Genomic DNA, 16,929 nt, shown 5'->3' with positions numbered 1-16,929 from the left:
ATTCCTTATGAAGCTCGATGAAGGAATGCTCGAATATTTTCGCGACATGGTGAGCGAAATGATGGAGCGTTTTGATATTTCTCGCGCAGAGGCGGTGGCGAGGATCAATGAGAGGTACGGCAACTTGGAGATCTCTCCGTACCCTGATCTCATGTGCCACGAGTTCCCGGAATTTTGGGCCTATGGCGCGTACTACTACCCCGACGGAAAAGATCGCCTTCCGACCGGGGACGCTGACGCGGACGCAGACATCGACTTCACACAGCTGCCGATCCGTCCGCTGCCGCCCAAGGGCTCGCCCGCATGGACCCTCAAGGACGATTCGGAGTAAACCACGCGGACGAGCTGCTGAGCGTCACGGCACTCTGCCCGCTTCCAGCGTCCCCTGGTCCGTCTCGCCCTGAATCACTGGAACGGACAACGACAACCCGAACGATTCCTGGTAGTCACGACGACCTGATTGCCGCGTACGGCGCCGGATGCTTCGACGAATTCTTGTGGGTCTTTGCGAATGGCGCAGACAACGTGAACCTGACGCCGACAGTTGTCATTCAGGCTGGCCAGCTCGATTTTGTAGTCTTACTCAAGAGCTCTACGGGTGTGGTGTTGAATCTCCTAACGAGAGCGCTTCGTTTTCGCTTCTTCCCTGATGGCTTCCCGAGCGATCACCTGGAGTTCTCGACAGATCCCTATGCTTAGACAACCCCCAAGGTGCCGACGGTGCCGACGCCTCGGCGTCAGCTCGGTACGGAGGCTTTGCGACGGCCAACGCGGCGATGACGAAGCTCTCAGAAGGTCACTCTTTTGAAGGTTCCAGACCGTCATTTCATGAATCTATGGGGATTGAGGCCGATATGGCGTTGCTCTTCAGGGAGGACGATGCTTTCGTTCAGAACGGGATGGGAGAATTCTAGAGAATTTGGAGCATGCGAGAGTGTCAGGAAACGCCATTCCCATTACGGATGAACTCTTGGCACGCGAGATCTTCGGGCCGCTCGGCGGAATCGTAGAGATCGGGGCTGTTCAAGCCACCCGCGCCTGGGCGCTGCCGGACGTCTCGGTGGGAGCTTTTCTGGCCCGTCGACAGGACGAGGTGGGCCGGTTGCTCGCCACCGTCCGTGAGATTGGCGGTTTCAGTGACGCGTCGATGGCGATCGCGGACGAACTGGGCTGGCTGCGGGACCACCAGGTGACGGCACCGTCCCTGCTGCTCTGGTCCGGCGCCATCGAGGAGATCTCGCCCCGCCTCGAAGAACTCGAGGAGCCGTCGGCGGTGCGACGCCTGTGTCGCATGGGGGCCGATCTTCAACTGGCACATTTCCTGCAGGCGCTGGTCACCGCCGCCATCGTTGGAGGGAAGGACGTTCAGCGGGTTGCGGAGCGGAAAGGATCGCCGAAGCTCTCACCCTTGCTGTGTCCCTCGCGGACGATGCGGGGCGAAGCACTGCTGAGGGCACGTTCAGGACGTGGCGGGTCAACTTCCTGCCGGGCAACCTCCGTCCAGGTTCGGATGCCCCGGAGAGCGGCAAGGCGGGCTTCCGGGCCCATGCCCGCGCGCTGGAGAAACTGCTCGATGCGAGCGGCCAGGAGGAACGGAACACATAGTCCGCGTGCGCTGCCGGTCCCAGGCGCTGTGTGGTTGCCGCTGCTGTAGTTCACTCTCGTGTCGCCCCTTGCCCCGTCGGTAGCGTGGCTGCGCTCATGTCCTTCTCGCCCCACCGGGAGCCGTCCGTGAACCGCCACCCCACCCTGCTCGCAGCGATCGCGCTGACCGCCGCCGCGGTCCTGTCGCTGGCCGCCTGCGAGGTGGAGTGATGGCGGCCGTGAATGTGCGGGCCCCGGGCAATCCGGCACATGGTTCGCCGAAGCCTCCCTGCCCGTTGTGTCAGCACGTGCTTGACGAACTCAGAGTTACGGCGGTGATCTAGAAGTGAGCGACGAAGTACCTTCGGGTTGGTCCATGTTGACGTACCGCGTGTTGCGGGATGCCGGATGGTACCCCGGTCGATCAGTACCCACCGAGATTCGGGAAGGCCGTGTTCGTGAGCACGATGGCGTAGAGATGCACGATGCCGCGCGGAGGTTCCTGTCCGAGTTCGGCGGGCTGAGGACCGACGAGTGGACACCGGGCCCGATCATGCCCCAGTCGCCATTCCGGTTCGACCCGCTCATCACTGAAGCGGACAGCCGTGCCTTCGCCAGGGTGACCAACGAAGCCGGGATCTCGATCTACCCCATCGGCCAGGCTGACAGTGGTGAAAGCTATCTGGGTATGACCGCGAACGGGGCGGTCTACATTGGCAAGGACCGTTTTGAGTTGCTGGCGAATACCGGCTGTGACGCGGTGGAAAAGCTGGTCATGGAGCAGCCCACCAATGCCCCCTTGCCGTTCGTGCTGGCAGGTGACCATCTCGCGCTGCCGCACCGTCCCGAACACGATGTGAGCGCCGAGATCGGGACCCGGTGGTCCGCCGAGACAGATCGGGTGCTGCGGCTGGCCGGGTGGCACCCAGGACGCTCGGTGTCCACCGAGGAGTGGGAACGCGTCCTGTACGAGGAGGACGAGGGCTTCGAGATGCATGATGCCGCACGGCGGTTCCTCACTGAATTCGGCGGCTTGGAGTTCCAGGTGAAGGGGCCTGGTCGGACGATGGGCCGGTCACCATTCCGGCTTGACCCGCTAGTGGCGAAATGGGACTTCGAGATCATCGATGTCCAAAGTGAGGAAGTCGGGACCTATCTCTATCCCATCGGCGACGCCGCCCGCGGCAACTTCTACCTGACCATGGCCGAGAATGGGGCGGTCTACCACGGTATGGACTACGTGAGCTTGTTGGCGGACACCGGCGACAAAGCACTCGAGAAGCTCATCGAGGGAAACAAGTAGCCAGAGCGGCGCTGGGGCTGCGAATGCAGGTCCAACGGCTGGCCCTTTGCGAGGCCCGGTCGGCGCGCTCGCCCGAGCGGTGCCGCGCGCGAGTGGACCGTGCGGCAAACGCTGTAACGGCTCCGCTTCACGGAGATCACTCAATAGAAGTCTCCTGGCTGCCATTTGACGGCCTGATGGGCGCTTTGGGGTCGGCACGGAGCCGCCGCCTTCGACGCAGTTCGCTCTGGTGTCACCACAACCGCATCGATAGCGTCACTTCGCTCATCCAACCCTCGCCCCACCGGGAACCGTCCGTGAACCGCCGCCCCACCCTGCTCGCAGCGATCGCGCCGACCGCCCCCGCGGCCCTGTCGCTGTCAGCCTGTGGCAGCGACGACGGTTCCGAGGACAAGGACAAGATCGTGGGCGCCGATGCCGGCGCACTGTGGCGACTTGACCGTCGGGACCAGGTGCGGGTGTTCGCCGACCCGGAGGGGTATGCGGCTCCTGTACGGGGCGCGGACGCGGGAGGCTGGAGACAGGTCACGGTGGTGTAGCCGCTTAGACCGTTCTGCTCCTCTTCCTGCTTTCGGATGAACCGGGGCGAGGCTCCACCCGCCGGCATCGCAAACACAAGAACTCCTCCAGGCCGTCAACCACAGACCGCGGGGCCGACCGCGACTGCCCCAGGCGGGGTGAAGCAACTAGCGTCGCTGCCCTGCAGGAACGGCAGTCGAGCGGGGAGCAGGTGCGCGTGGCGGAGCGGCTGGCTGTTGACGGGGATGAGCTCGGGCGCTTCATGAAGATGCTGAACAAGTCGACGGACTCGCTCAAGGGCGTCCGCAAGGCGTTGTCCGAAGCGACCATCACGGGCCTGGGCACCGACGACCTGGACTCCGCGTGCGAGGATTTCCAGGAGGACTGGAAGTACGGCTCGGAGGAGATCGGCAAGCAGACCGAAGACCTTGCCGAGATCATCGGCAAGAGCCGGGACAGCTACCTCGAGGTCGACAAGGCGCTGGAAGAGGCGCTGAAGAAGGCCGGCAACGGCGAAGGCGGCGGCAAGAAGTGACTGTCACCTCCGGCCTTGAACCGTCGTCCCTCCCCAGCTCCCAGGCAGCCAAGGACGGTCCGCTGCCTCAAGGGCTGAAATCCTCGCCGAGGATGCCCAACCCCGACTATCCGCACCTGGGCTTCAACCCTGTGCCGGGCAGCACCGACACAGTGAGCGGCCTGCACAAGAAGCTTGCAAGCTGCGCGAAGGTCCTCGAAGACACGCGTGACCTGGTCACCAAGCTGATGGACGGCAGCTACTGGAAGGGCGACGCGGCCGTCGCCTTCCGGGAGCAGCTCGACGGCGGTCCGCTGCCGCTGAACCTGAAGAACGCCGCGCGTTCCATTCGCAAGGCGGCCAAGCAACTGAGCCTCTGGGAGGGTGAACTCGACGATTTCCAGCGCCGAGCCAAGCGCCTTGACGAAGAGGCAAAGGACGCCCGCGCCGCAGTCGACACCGCCAAGGGCAAGGCGACCACGGCGGGCGACGACCCGGCCCTGGAGAAGAAGGGCACCGCCCAGGACGACGCGCAGAAGGCGCTGACCCGCGCGAACACGGCCGTCGACGAGGCGGAAGCCGACCTTGAGAAGATCCTGAGCAGGGCCCGAAAGCTGGCCGAGGAGCACGAGACCCAGGCGCAGTACCGCGCCGGCAAGATCCGGGACGCTACGAAGAAGCTGGCGCCGCATGAGCCGGGGTGGTTCGACTCGGCGCTTGACTGGCTTGGTGAGAACCTGCCGGACATCCTCAGCAGTGTGGCGGCAGTGGTCGGGCTGGCGGCGCTGTTCGTGCTGACGGGTGGGACGGCGGCTGCGGTGCTGCTGCTCGTCGCGGGGGCGTTTAGTGCTACGGCCTTGGGGATGCGGGTGCTGGGCGACCCAGCGCTGCGTGCTTCGTTGTGGGATGGGTTCACCAAAGGTGAGTTCGACACGGACTTCTGGAGCAACCTCGTCACGGTCAGCGGCGACGCCCTTGGCATGCTTCCTGGAGTCGGCGCAGCGGGCAAAGGCGTTATGGCTGCCGTGCGAGCCACTGGCGAGGCGGGAGAAGTCATCACGCTGGGCCAGCGAGCTGCCCGTTTCGGTACTGCCACCATGGAACAGGCGAAATCCATCTCTGCCCTGGACAACTCCCTCCTTAATTTCACGATTCGGGGCGCCCGGGCCGAGCAGACCATTAGATCGGTCGAGGTCACCTCAGCCTCAATCGGCGTGGCTACCGCAGGCTTCGGCCTGGTCATGAAGGCCGTGGACGCCGACGACGACGGGATCAAGGACGGCTCCGTGGCAGGCATCGACGGAGCGCGGCTCGGTATTGACGGTGGTGCGCTCGTCGACCTAGCCCGGCATGTTTTCTGAGCCCCAAACATAGAGAGAACCCGCCACATGAACCCAACCACCTCCCCGACAGCTTGGGGCCATTCACCAACCCAGCAGGCCTGGAACCAGCACATGATCATGATCGTCGGGCGGCTGGTCGGTTGGATCTCCGTCTGGTTCGGGGTCCTCTTTCTCATCGTGGCGACACCACCCTGGATCGGTTGGGTCTTTCTTCCCGTCCTCGTCTACGCGACCTTCCGCGCCGTGCTCCAACTCGCCTATTTTCGTCCGTCCCTCCACATCCGGCGTGTCCTCCAGCAGTACCCCTGGCAGCTCCTCACCGGCGTCCCCCGTGGCCGGAACAAGCACCTCCAGGCTCAGGAGGACGAGATGTGGTTCGAGATCCCCAATCCTGAGAAGCCAGAGGAGCAGATTCCTCTGCTCTTCCTGGCAAACATGCGCACCTTCTGGTGGATGAGGCGATTCGGAACCTCCCGTACCAAACCAGAACTGAAGGCTCAGATCGATCCCCTTTGGTTCGCCGGCGATCCCCGTTTTATCGCCGTTGTCGCGGCCACCGGCCGCGGAGGCAACACGCCCAAGCGGCTGCACCTCCTCTACCAGCGCACGGCCACGGGCCGCCGGGGAATCACCCCGACCGACTGGAACGCCAGCCCTGCCGCCCTCGAACGCGCCCGCCGCGCCGGAGCTCACGTGCCCGACCCGTCGGCTAAGCAGTAGCGCCGACGCTGAGCTACGCGTACCGGACAGGACCCATGACCGCCACCCCCCGCTTCACCGTTGACGACTCTGCCAAGGACCCCCAGGCAGACATTTGGTTCGCCGAACCCGCAGGTTTCACCCCGCTCCCTCTCGACCTCTTGCTCGCTGCACCTGACTCCCCAGCCGCCCACGACCTGCGTACCGCCTTCGCCCCGTTCCTCGACGCGGCACCCGACGAGGTGACCCGTCAGCGGTTCGTTGCTCAAGTCGCGGAAGGGCAGCGATTGCTGGCCGCACTGCGTGAGATCGGTACCGTCCACTGCTCCATCGGCCTACATCGCGACGACGTCGATGACGCGGACAGCGGAGCCAATGGTCAGCCCCTGCTCTCTTTCGTCACCCTCTCCTGGCGTGACACGACCCTGTCGTCGCGTGCGGCCACCGCAGCCCGTGCCGTGGCTTCTGCCGAGGGTCATACGCACATTGAGTACCTCGAACTGCCCTGTGGTCCCGCCACGTTCGGCGAGACCGTGCGCACACCATCAGCCGACAGTGGTCTTCCTCGGCAGGCACTTCTCCAGATCCACGCCCACCTGCCGCACCCGGACTGCAGGCGCCTGGTCGTCCTCACGCTGAGTACGACGGCTGCGGCCCACCGCGAGCAGTACCGCGCGATCCTCAAGCAGATCGCCGAAACGGTCAGCTTCGACAATCCGCTGGAAGAAGGCGCGAGCGAGGCCCGTTGACCGTGAAAATGGGCCTCGGGCCGCAAGGAAGTGGTACGAAGTGACCACCGCCGACTGTGTGACCCATAGGTGCCAAATTGATCACCAATGCGTACCGGCACACGAGAGGCCACGCCTCCCTGCGGCTGTCCGCGCTGGGGGACGAGCGAGTGCGAGTGGGTGTGTGGGACAGCAGCCCGCACATTCCGCCGCCCTCCGATAAGCCCCCAAGTGACCGTGTCCCGCCCGCTCCGACAGATGCGGAAGGAAGGCGCGGACTGCTCCTCGTGCAGCAGCGCGCGAGTTCGTGCGGCGGCTGGTCCCTCGGTGGCGGCTTGCTCGGGCGTGGTGTCGGGAAGCTGCTGTGGTTCGAGGTCGGAGGGAGGGAAGAGGAGGTGTCGCAGTCGGTATCCGTGCGATGACAGTCGATCCGCCAGCCGCCGTCATGAATTCAGGCTGGCGGGAGTCCGGCTGGGCGGAGTCGTTGCGTGTGAGCCTTCCGTGTAGTCCGCGTGAGGGTTCGTTGGCCCTCCGCGGCAGTGGCTAGGCTGCCCACGCGAACAACGATCACCGGCCGGCGACCCGAAAGACAGGCATGAGCAACCGCCAAGTCCAGAAGATGTTCCAGCTCATGGCCGGTGGGGAGCCCGTGGAGCTCACCAGCGCCATGGCGTCCGTGAAGAAGCTTGCTCGGCTTGCCTTCATTGCTCAGCAGTTCGGGTACGAGTACGCGGATGTGCGGCAGGGCGGGCAGAACGGTTCGCTGAAGATGCTCATCGTGCCGGATCCGAGTCCGCAGGCCCGGGCGCGGGCAGCGCAGAACTGGGCCCAGTTTCCGCAGGCGGCCGGCGGCGGGGCGTTGCCGCCCCTCGTGCCCGACGCCCTGGAACTGCTCAAGGCTCGGATCAACTTCGACCTGACCGGTAGGAGTGCCGAGAAGCGGATGGGGTTCGGAGCGGTCGGCCTCACCGTCGGCATGGCCATCGGGGTCATGCGGGCGAGTGGGGACGGGGTGACCTATGTGATCGCGTCCTGGGCGGTGCTCATGGTGATCCTGGGTGTTGGATTCCTCGTCACGCGGAAGCGGAACGCGAAGTTCGCGGCCCGGTTGCAGGCCTCCGGGTTCATGCCCGTCACGGATGAGACGGGGCGGGTGCGGTATCTGCCCCCGGGTGGGCAGCTGCCGGGGCATGCCAATCCTTTCGGCCCTTTCGGCGCTGCGGGCCCGGCGCACGGCAACCCCTTCGGAACGGCGGATCCGGGCCACGGCAACCCTTACGGAACGGCGGATCCGGGCCACGCCAACCCCTACGGAACGGCGGATCCGGGCCACGCCAACCCCTACGGAGCGGCAGATCCGGGCCACGGCAATCCCCTCGGAGCGGCGGGCGCGGGCCACGGCAATCCCTTCGGTTCGCCGACGCCGGGTCCACACCCCCCGGGTTCACACGCCCCAGGTCCACACGCCCCGGGCCCATACGCCGCCGCCCCTCCAGCCCCAGGTCCGTACGCCGCCCCTCCAACCCCGGGTACGTACGCCGCACCGCAAGCCTCCGCTCCGTACGCCGCACCCCAGCCCCCTGCCCCGTACCCTCCTCCTCAGGCCCCCGGCCCGTACGGCGGCCCCCCGGCCCCCTACGCCCACCCGGGCCCGGGCCCGGCCGCCCCCATACCGCCGCAGCCGCAGCCCCCGCACCCGCAGGAGCCCCCGCAATCGCACCCCCGGCACCCCCCTCACCAGTAGAAAACCCCCACCCCCCGAAAAAACCCTCACCGCGCCCCGCGCCCCGGGGTGAGAGCAAAGTTCCCCGGCGGTCACTCGCAGCCACAGGCCGGAAACGCGCCATCCCTACCTTCGGGCACACCACCCGTAGAAATGTGGAGGCGTGAGATGACAGCCCCGAGCAGCAGCATCGCACCGCGCAAGGGGGGCCGCTGGATCGAGCAGTGGGACCCGGAGGACGAGACGTTCTGGAAGGAGACGGGGGAGAAGGTCGCCCATCGGAACCTGTTCTTCTCCGTTCTCTCCGAGCACATCGGGTTCTCGATCTGGACCCTGTGGTCGGTCATGGTCCTCTTCATGGGGCCCGAGTACGGGCTCACCCCGGCCGACAAGTTCTTCATCATCTCGATGGCCACGCTGGTCGGCGCGATCGTGCGGGTGCCGTACACCTTCGCGGTAGCCCGCTTCGGTGGCCGGAACTGGACCATCGTCTCGGCGAGCATGCTGCTCCTGCCGACGATCGCCGCGTTCATCGTGATGGAGCCGGGGACGTCCTTCGGCACCTTCCTGGTGTGCGCCATGCTCGCCGGCGTCGGAGGAGGCAACTTCGCCTCCTCCATGACCAACATCAACTCCTTCTTCCCCTTGAGGAAGAAGGGGTGGGCTCTCGGGCTCAATGCCGGTGGCGGCAACATCGGCGTGCCGGTTGTGCAGCTCGTCGGGCTCGCCGTCATCGGCGCCAGTGCCGGGCCGCGTGTCCTGCTGGGGATCTACATCCCGCTCATCATCATCGCCGCCGTCCTCGGCGCCATGTACATGGACAACATCACGTCCGTGAAGAACGACACCGGCGCCGCCAAGGAGGCCGTGAAGGACCCGCACACCTGGATCATGTCCTTCCTCTACATCGGGACGTTCGGGTCGTTCATCGGGTACAGCTTCGCCTTCGGGCTCGTACTCCAGACGCAGTTCGGGCGTACGCCGCTGGAGGCGGCCTACGTCACCTTCATCGGGCCGCTCCTCGGCTCGCTGATCCGGCCGGTGGGCGGTTGGCTCGCCGACAAGTACGGCGGGGCCCGCATCACCCTGTGGAACTTCGTCGGCATGGGCGTCGCGACCGCCGTCATCGTGGCCGCCTCCATGGAGAAGTCGCTGGCCCTGTTCACCACGGCCTTCATCCTGCTGTTCGTGCTGACCGGGCTCGGCAACGGGTCCACGTACAAGATGATCCCCGGCATCTTCCAGGCGAAGGCCGCGGCCATGGGGCTGACCGGTGAAGAGGCCGCGTCGTACGGGCGCCGGCTGTCCGGGGCCTCGATGGGGCTCATCGGGGCCGTGGGCGCGCTCGGCGGGCTCGGGATCAACCTCGCCTTCCGGCAGTCGTTCCTGAGTGTCGGTTCCGGCACCGGGGCCTTCGTCGCCTTCCTCGCCTTCTACGGGGTCTGCTTCGTGGTCACCTGGGCCGTATACCTTCGCCGCCCGGCGGCCACCGGATCTCCCGCCACGACGGCTTCGGAGGCGAAGACGCAGCTCAGCTACGCCGAGGTGTGACGTAACACGGACGACATCAAGCGGAACCGAGCCTGTCATGCACCATTGACAGGCTCGGTCGACCGCCATGATGCGGGCAAATGGGGCGTGCAGAGGACGCCCCCGGAGCGGGACACCCCGGAGCCGGACTCACCGGCCCGGGCGCTCCAAGCCGTACGCCCCAACCCAGCGGGTGACGCAGGACGAACACCACTCGAGCGGGACGAGAGCCATGTACGAGGAACCGCAGCGACAAGAGCAGCGACCGGACCGACAGGATCACGGGCCCCTCGCGGGGTTCACCGTCGGTGTGACCGCCGCCCGCCGTGCCGACGAACTCGGAGCCCTGCTCCAGCGGCGTGGGGCGGCCGTCATCCACGCGCCCGCGCTGCGCATCGTGCCACTCTCCGACGACAGCGAACTGCTCGCGGCGACCAAGCAGCTGCTCGACCAGGCCCCGGACATCGTGGTCGCCACGACCGCGATCGGGTTCCGGGGCTGGGTCGAGGCCGCCGACGGATGGGGTCTCGGGGAGAATCTGCTCACCATGCTGCGCGGTGTCGAGCTGCTGGCCCGCGGACCCAAGGTCAAGGGCTCGATACGGGCCCAGGGGCTGACCGAGGAATGGTCCCCGTCCTCCGAATCCATGGCCGAGGTGCTCGACCGGCTGCTGGACGAGGGGGTCGACGGGCGCCGTATCGCGATCCAGCTGCACGGCGAACCGCTGCCCGGTTTCGTCGAGGCGCTGCGGGCCGGGGGCGCGGAGGTCGTCGGCATCCCCGTGTACCGGTGGATGCCCCCGGAGGACATCGGGCCCGTCGACCGGCTGCTCGAAGCCACGGTCACCCGCGGTGTGGACGCGCTGACCTTCACCAGCGCCCCGGCCGCCGCCTCGCTGCTGGGCCGCGCCGAGGACCGCGGGCTGCTGCCCGAACTGCTCGCCGCCCTCAGCCACGACGTGCTGCCCGCCTGCGTCGGCCCGGTCACCGCGCTGCCGCTGCAGGCCCGGGGAATCGACACGGTGCAGCCGGAGCGCTTCCGGCTCGGCCCGCTCGTACAGCTGCTGTGTCAGGAACTGCCGTCCAGGGCGCGGACGCTGCCTATCGCCGGTCACCGGGTGGAGATCCGGGGGCACGCGGTGCTCGTGGACGACGCGCTGCGGCCCGTGCCGCCCGCCGGGATGTCGCTGCTGCGCGCGCTGTCCCGGCGGCCCGGCTGGGTGGTGGCCCGGGCCGAGCTGCTGCGGGCACTGCCCGGTGCGGGCAAGGACGAGCACGCCGTGGAGACCGCGATGGCCCGGCTGCGTACGGCGCTCGGTACGCCCAAGCTGATCCAGACCGTCGTCAAGCGTGGCTACCGGCTGGCGCTCGACCCGGCCGCCGACTCCAAGTACGGCGACGTCTGACGCCCGCTGCGGCCGTGGCGCCCGTACAGCACGAGCGCCGGCGTCAGCAGGACGAACGCGAGGATGTGCAGTACGGCCCGTACGGCGTTCCAGGCCACCCACGGGTCCTCGAACTTCTCGCGCACGGCGGCCGGATCGGCCAGCGTGGCCGGATTCCCGGCGTCCACGAGGTCGGTGTTCAACGGGATGTTGAAGACGACGGTCACCAGGAACGCGAGCACGTACATGACGAGTGCCGGGAACACCCACACCCGAAGACGTGGCGAACCGCGCAGCTGCCAGGCCGAGACGGCGGTCAGCACCAGCGCGCCGCTGAAGATCAGGAGGAACGCCGGGTTCTGGATGACGTCGTCGATGTTCTGCATGACCTCGATGTAGACGCGGTCGTCGCTGCGGGCCAGCGCCGGCATCACGTTGTTCGCGTACGCGGCGAAGAGTCCGGCCATCAGACCCGTGGCGACCGTCGCCGCGACCAGGACACCCCCGGCGGTCGTCCACCGCCGCTCCCTGTTCTCTGTCCTTGCTGTCGTGTTCGTCATGCCTACGAGTCAAGCGGCGGGCCCGGGCGGACGACATGGCCGTGGCTCGCACGCGCATACGCGGACGTCCAGGGCCGGTCCAGGTCCGTACGGAGGCCAAGGCGTTACTGGGGGTTCCGGCGGCGCGTGCGGGAAGGCACTGTAGGGAGACGGACCCCTCACCGACCCCTCACGGCGGTAACCCCAAGGCGGTGACAGGCACATGGCACTTGGCACGGCCACGGCCTCGTACGAGCTGCGGTTCGACTCCGGGCGGCTCTGCCTGGATCTCCTGGCGACCACGCACCCGGAGGAACGGCTCGACTCGGCCGAGCCGCTGCGGGCCTGGATCAACGGATCCGGACTCGTCCCGCCGGGTACGCCACTCGCGGCGGCAGACTCCTCCTGGCTCGTGGGCTTTCGCGAACTGCGCGCCCATATCGGGCAGTTGGTGCGCGGCGAGCCCTCCCGGGACTCCCGGCCCTTCGACATCGCGCTGACCCGCGTCAACGAACTCGCCCGCGCCGCACCGCCCGTACCGCGCGCGGTGTGGGACGCCGGCGGCTCGCTCGTACGCGCCCTGGACGGCCCGCCGAGCTGCGCCGCTCTTCTCGCGGCGATCGCCCGCGACGCAGTGGAACTCCTCACAGATCCCGTCGCCCGCGCGAGCATCCGCCAGTGCGAGGGAGACAACTGTCCCATCGTCTACCTGGACACGTCCCGGGGGCGTCGTCGCAGGTGGTGCTCCAGTGAGGTGTGCGGGAACCGTGAACGGGTCGCGCGGCATCGGCGCAGGGCGGCGCTCGCGCGGGCATAGGGTGATCGCATACCTGCGAGTATGGAGCGGCGTTCGCGCGGGCTAGGATCCCTCGATGGAGCCCCCGTGAAGCAAATGTGGAGCATGTGAAGAGAGTTGACCTGCTCTCAGTCCCACGTTCCTCACAAAGAATTCCGTGCACATTGAACAGCGCAGCGCCTCCACCCGTATCCGGTGATGAGCGACCGACTGGGGGATCCCCCGGACACCGGAGGTAGGCGTGCGCAAGGATTCCGCCGTGGCCGATGAACGATTGCCGAGGGCCCGACATCGCATGTCCCAGCCCTCGGAACCGGACGAGGAGCTGATGCGTGCGCTGTACCGCGAACACGCAGGACCCCTGCTCGCCTATGTGCTGCGGCTGGTCGCCGGGGACCGGCAGCGTGCGGAGGACGTCGTGCAGGAGACGCTCATCCGTGCCTGGAAGAACGCCGGTCAGCTCAACCGAGCGACCGGTTCGGTACGCCCCTGGCTGGTGACGGTCGCCCGGCGCATCGTCATCGACGGTCACCGCAGCCGGCAGGCCCGGCCGCAGGAGGTGGACCCGTCGCCGCTGGAGGTCATTCCCGCGGAGGACGAGATCGACAAGGCGTTGTGGCTGATGACACTCTCTGACGCGCTCGACGACCTGACCCCCGCCCACCGGGAGGTACTGGTCGAGACGTACTTCAAGGGGCGTACCGTGAACGAGGCCGCCGAGACCCTGGGGATACCCAGCGGAACGGTGCGCTCACGGGTGTTCTATGCCCTGCGTTCGATGAAGCTCGCACTGGAGGAGCGGGGGGTGACGGCATGAGCACATACGGGGGATACGGAACGGGTAGTCCTGGACCCATGCAAAGTTCGCAAGGGCAGGGCGATGTGCACGAGACCGTAGGTGCCTATGCGCTCGGCATCCTCGACGACGTCGAAGCCACCGCCTTCGAGGCGCACCTCGCGACCTGCGAGTGGTGCGCGCAGCAGCTCGACGAGCTCGCGGGCATGGAGCCGATGCTCGCCGCCCTCGCGGATCTGCCAGCCTCCCATGGCACGCCGGCCATCGGCGAGTCGCTGGCCGCCCGCCCGAGCCCACGGCTCGCGGACAAGCTGGTCGACGAGGTCGCCCAGCGCCGTGTCCGCGCGAAGAGGACTCGCCGCGCCTTCTTCGGGCTCGCGGCCTCGCTGATCATCGGCGGCCCGGTCGCCGCGATCGCGGTCACCGGCGGCGACGACGACTCCGGCACGCGGCCGCTGGCCCAGTCCAGCAGTCCCGCCAAGGACGCGTTCACGCATATGACCGACAAGGTCGAGGCCACGGACGCGAGCACCAAGGTCAGTGCCGTGGTCGGCATGGAGAGCAAGGCCTGGGGCACCCACTCGGTCCTGGAGCTGAAGAACGTGAAGGGCCCGGAGAAGTGCTCCCTCATCGCCGTCGGCAAGAACGGCGAGCGGGAGACGGCGACCACCTGGGCGGTCCCGAAATGGGGCTACGGCATCGAGAACGCCACCACCGAGCAGGCCAAGAACCCGCTCTACGTCCACGGCGGCGTCGCCATGAACACCGCCGACATCGACCACTTCGAGGTCGTGACCTTCGACGGCAAGAAACTGGTCCAGGTCGACGTATAAGTCGACGTGTAAGCGGATCACGAGCGGATACGTAGCCTCACGGGCCCCCCTTCGCGTACGGTTGACGGCTGCCATGCACGTCAGAAGGGGGCCCGGTGGCCGCTCAGGTTCAGCAGGAAACGGCGTTCGATCCGGTGGGCGACTCCGTGCGCGACCGCGAGGTCGGCGTCGAACAGGAACACCTGGACCGGGTGTACCGGCGCCTCGAGGAGAAGATCCACGAGGCGGAGTTCCTCATGAACGACGCCGCCAAGCGCGGCCAGGTCGGTACGCCGGGAGCACTCGCGGAGCGTGACGCGCAGGTGTTCCGGGCGGGGGTCCACCTCAACCGCCTGAACAACGAGTTCGAGGACTTCCTCTTCGGACGGATCGACCTGCTCCTCGGCAAGGACGGCCAGAAGGGCCCGGACGGCGCGTACACGGCGGTCGAACCCGCCGAGGGCGCCGTACGGCCCGACAACACCGCCGAGATCGCGGAGACACTCCACATCGGCCGTATCGGCGTCCTCGACGCGGACTACGCGCCGCTGGTGATCGACTGGCGGGCCCCGGCGGCCGCGCCGTTCTACCGCTCCACGCCGGTCGATCCCGGCCGGGTCGTACGCCGTCGGGTCATCCGCTCCAAGGGCCGCAAGGTCCTCGGGGTCGAGGACGACCTGATGCGCCCGGAGCTGAAAGCCTCCCTCGCCGGGCGTGAACTGCCGGTGATCGGCGACGGTGCGCTGATGGCCGCGCTGGGCCAGGCCCGCAGCCACACCATGCGGGACATCGTCGCCTCCATCCAGGCCGAGCAGGACCTCGTCATCCGGGCACCCGCCGCGTCGGTGACGTACGTGGAGGGCGGGCCCGGCACCGGCAAGACGGCGGTCGCCCTGCACCGGGCCGCGTATCTGCTCTACCAGGACCGCCGCCGGTACGCGGGCGGCATCCTGATCGTCTCGCCCACGCCCCTGCTGGTGGCGTACACCGAGGGCGTCCTGCCGTCCCTCGGCGAGGAGGGCCAGGTCGCCATCCGCGCGGTCGGCTCCCTGGTCGACGGCGCCGAGGCCACGCTGTACGACTCGCCGGCCGTGGCCCGGGCCAAGGGTTCGTACCGGATGCTGAAGGTGCTGCGGAAGGCGGCTCGGGGAGCGCTGGAGACGCCGGGCGGGCCCGGCGGACAGCCGGGTGCGGCCGAGCGGGCCGGGCAGCTCGCGTTCGGCGAACCCGGCGACGACTTCGGTGACGAACGCGATCCGCAGCCCCCGGCAGGACCGCCCGCCCGCCTCCGCGTCGTCGCCTTCGGACGCCGGCTGGAGCTGGAGGCACCCGAGCTGGAGCGCATCCGGCACAACGCGCTCTCCGGGACCGCGCCCGTGAACCTGCTGCGCCCGCGCGCCCGCAAGCTGCTGCTCGACGCCCTCTGGGCGCAGTCCGGCGCCGGGACCCGGCACACCGACCCCGAGCTGGCGGCGGAACTGCGCTCGTCGTTCGACGAGGACGTCAGCTCCGAGGACAGCTTCATCGCGTTCCTGGACGCCTGGTGGCCCGAGCTGACCCCGCGCGCCGTCCTGGAGGCGATGGCCGACGAGAAGCGGCTCGGGCGCTGGGCGCGGCGGATCCTCAACCCCGGCGAGGTCCGGCGCGTGGCGCGCTCCCTCAAGCGGGACGGGCTCTCCGTGCACGACGTGGCCATGCTCGACGAACTCCAGGCGATCCTCGGCACCCCGGCCCGTCCCCGCAGGAAGCGCGACCTCGACCCGCTCGACCAGCTCACGGGCCTGGAGGAGCTCATGCCTGTACGCGAGGAGACGCAGCGCGAGCGCGCCGAGCGGCTGGCCCAGGAGCGCACGGAGTACGCGCACGTCATCGTCGACGAGGCGCAGGACGTCACGCCCATGCAGTGGCGCATGATCGGCCGCCGTGGCCGGCACGCCACCTGGACGGTCGTCGGCGACCCCGCCCAGTCCTCGTGGTCCGACCCGGACGAGGCCGCCGAGGCCCGCGACGAAGCCCTCGGCACCCGCCCGCGCCGCCGCTTCACGCTCACGGTGAACTACCGCAACCCGGCCGAGATCGCCGAGCTCGCCGCCAAGGTCCTGGCCCTCGCCATGCCCGGCTCCGACTCCCCGTCCGCGGTCCGCTCCACGGGCGTGCGGCCGCGGTTTGTGACCACGAGCAAAGGACACGGCACCGTCGTACGGGACTCACTCGCGAAGACCGTGCGGGAGGAGGCCACGCGGCTGCTCGACCAGGTCGACGGCACGGTCGGCGTGGTCGTCGCCATGAACCGGCGCGCGGAGGCCGCCCGGTGGCTCGCCGGGCTCGGGGACCGCGTGGTGGCCCTCGGCAGCCTGGAGGCCAAGGGACTGGAGTACGACGCCACGGTGGTGGTCTCTCCGGCGGAGATCGCCGACGAGTCGCCGGCCGGGCTGCGCGTGCTGTACGTGGCGCTGACCCGGGCCACCCAGCAGCTCACCGTCGTCTCGGCGGACCGCGACGAACCGGACGCGAACGGGGTGCCGGACCTGCTGCGGGACTGAACCGGTGAACCCGTGGGACTGAGCCGGTGAACGGTCCCTGTGAACCTCCGGTGCGGGAATTGCCTTACGGGGATCGTTTGTTACCTTGGATGTGGCACCGGCCCGATCCAAGCCCC

Annotated in this window: 16 protein-coding genes; 15 read left to right on the top strand and 1 reads right to left on the bottom strand. The window is 68.0% G+C overall.

All coding sequences use genetic code 11. From position 1 onward, the window contains the following. Positions 1 to 7 precede the first annotated feature (7 nt). The 11 genes from GAS53_RS07225 to GAS53_RS07165 all read left to right on the top strand — a co-directional run bounded on the left by GAS53_RS07225 (position 8) and on the right by GAS53_RS07165 (position 11,348). Positions 8 to 331 carry a hypothetical protein gene (locus GAS53_RS07225; RefSeq protein ID WP_225858788.1) on the top strand — a complete coding sequence of 108 codons (324 nt, stop codon included), beginning with the start codon at positions 8 to 10 and terminating at the stop codon, positions 329 to 331. 639 nt (positions 332 to 970) lie between these two features. After that, a complete protein-coding gene (locus GAS53_RS07215) occupies positions 971 to 1,654 on the top strand; it encodes a hypothetical protein (protein WP_151476602.1) in 684 nt (227 codons plus the stop codon). A 276-nt stretch (positions 1,655 to 1,930) separates the two neighbouring features. Continuing rightward, on the top strand, positions 1,931 to 2,887 hold the full coding sequence (locus GAS53_RS07210; protein ID WP_225858787.1) for an SUKH-3 domain-containing protein: 957 nt from the start codon (positions 1,931 to 1,933) through the stop codon (positions 2,885 to 2,887). Positions 2,888 to 3,183: 296 nt separating this feature from the next. Next, complete coding sequence (locus GAS53_RS07205; protein WP_151476601.1) at positions 3,184 to 3,426, top strand: hypothetical protein; 243 nt, start codon at positions 3,184 to 3,186, stop codon at positions 3,424 to 3,426. Positions 3,427 to 3,623: 197 nt separating this feature from the next. Continuing rightward, positions 3,624 to 3,941: a hypothetical protein gene (locus tag GAS53_RS07200; protein WP_151476600.1), complete on the top strand. Its 318-nt coding sequence runs from the start codon at positions 3,624 to 3,626 to the stop codon at positions 3,939 to 3,941. Between the two features lie 92 nt (positions 3,942 to 4,033). Beyond that, positions 4,034 to 5,281, top strand: a complete 1,248-nt coding sequence (locus GAS53_RS07195) for a hypothetical protein (RefSeq protein ID WP_225858786.1) — start codon at positions 4,034 to 4,036, stop codon at positions 5,279 to 5,281. A gap of 93 nt (positions 5,282 to 5,374) precedes the next feature. Continuing rightward, a complete protein-coding gene (locus tag GAS53_RS07190) occupies positions 5,375 to 5,983 on the top strand; it encodes a hypothetical protein (protein ID WP_151476598.1) in 609 nt (202 codons plus the stop codon). Positions 5,984 to 6,018: 35 nt separating this feature from the next. Further along, the gene (locus tag GAS53_RS07185) at positions 6,019 to 6,711 is read left to right on the top strand and encodes a hypothetical protein (protein WP_151476597.1); all 693 of its coding nucleotides are present in this window, start codon (positions 6,019 to 6,021) and stop codon (positions 6,709 to 6,711) included. A gap of 574 nt (positions 6,712 to 7,285) precedes the next feature. After that, positions 7,286 to 8,434 (top strand): hypothetical protein, encoded by a 1,149-nt coding sequence (locus GAS53_RS07175; protein WP_151476596.1) that lies wholly within the window; start codon positions 7,286 to 7,288, stop codon positions 8,432 to 8,434. A gap of 147 nt (positions 8,435 to 8,581) precedes the next feature. Beyond that, entirely contained in the window at positions 8,582 to 9,964 is a 1,383-nt protein-coding gene (locus tag GAS53_RS07170; protein WP_151476595.1) for a nitrate/nitrite transporter, read from the top strand. A gap of 211 nt (positions 9,965 to 10,175) precedes the next feature. After that, the gene (locus tag GAS53_RS07165) at positions 10,176 to 11,348 is read left to right on the top strand and encodes a uroporphyrinogen-III synthase (protein WP_151476594.1); all 1,173 of its coding nucleotides are present in this window, start codon (positions 10,176 to 10,178) and stop codon (positions 11,346 to 11,348) included. Here the strand turns inward: GAS53_RS07165 and GAS53_RS07160 are convergent. Beyond that, complete coding sequence (locus tag GAS53_RS07160) at positions 11,297 to 11,887, bottom strand: anthrone oxygenase family protein (RefSeq protein WP_151476593.1); 591 nt, start codon at positions 11,885 to 11,887, stop codon at positions 11,297 to 11,299. The two genes, GAS53_RS07165 and GAS53_RS07160, sit on opposite strands and share 52 nt — an antisense overlap. 202 nt (positions 11,888 to 12,089) lie before the next feature. Between GAS53_RS07160 and GAS53_RS07155 the strand changes: the two genes are divergently transcribed. The 4 genes from GAS53_RS07155 to GAS53_RS07140 all read left to right on the top strand — a co-directional run bounded on the left by GAS53_RS07155 (position 12,090) and on the right by GAS53_RS07140 (position 16,813). Next, positions 12,090 to 12,683 carry a CGNR zinc finger domain-containing protein gene (locus tag GAS53_RS07155; protein ID WP_151476592.1) on the top strand — a complete coding sequence of 198 codons (594 nt, stop codon included), beginning with the start codon at positions 12,090 to 12,092 and terminating at the stop codon, positions 12,681 to 12,683. A 274-nt stretch (positions 12,684 to 12,957) separates the two neighbouring features. Next, positions 12,958 to 13,479, top strand: coding sequence for a sigma-70 family RNA polymerase sigma factor (locus GAS53_RS07150; protein ID WP_010039908.1), 522 nt, complete (start codon positions 12,958 to 12,960; stop codon positions 13,477 to 13,479). A gap of 38 nt (positions 13,480 to 13,517) precedes the next feature. After that, complete coding sequence (locus GAS53_RS07145; protein ID WP_151476591.1) at positions 13,518 to 14,291, top strand: anti-sigma factor family protein; 774 nt, start codon at positions 13,518 to 13,520, stop codon at positions 14,289 to 14,291. A 95-nt stretch (positions 14,292 to 14,386) separates the two neighbouring features. Continuing rightward, on the top strand, positions 14,387 to 16,813 hold the full coding sequence (locus GAS53_RS07140; protein ID WP_192582997.1) for a HelD family protein: 2,427 nt from the start codon (positions 14,387 to 14,389) through the stop codon (positions 16,811 to 16,813). Positions 16,814 to 16,929 lie beyond the last annotated feature (116 nt).

Source organism: Streptomyces albicerus (genome assembly GCF_008905045.1).
GTDB classification, from domain to species: domain Bacteria; phylum Actinomycetota; class Actinomycetes; order Streptomycetales; family Streptomycetaceae; genus Streptomyces; species Streptomyces albicerus.
This window is presented reverse-complemented; position numbering and strand designations above follow the sequence as displayed.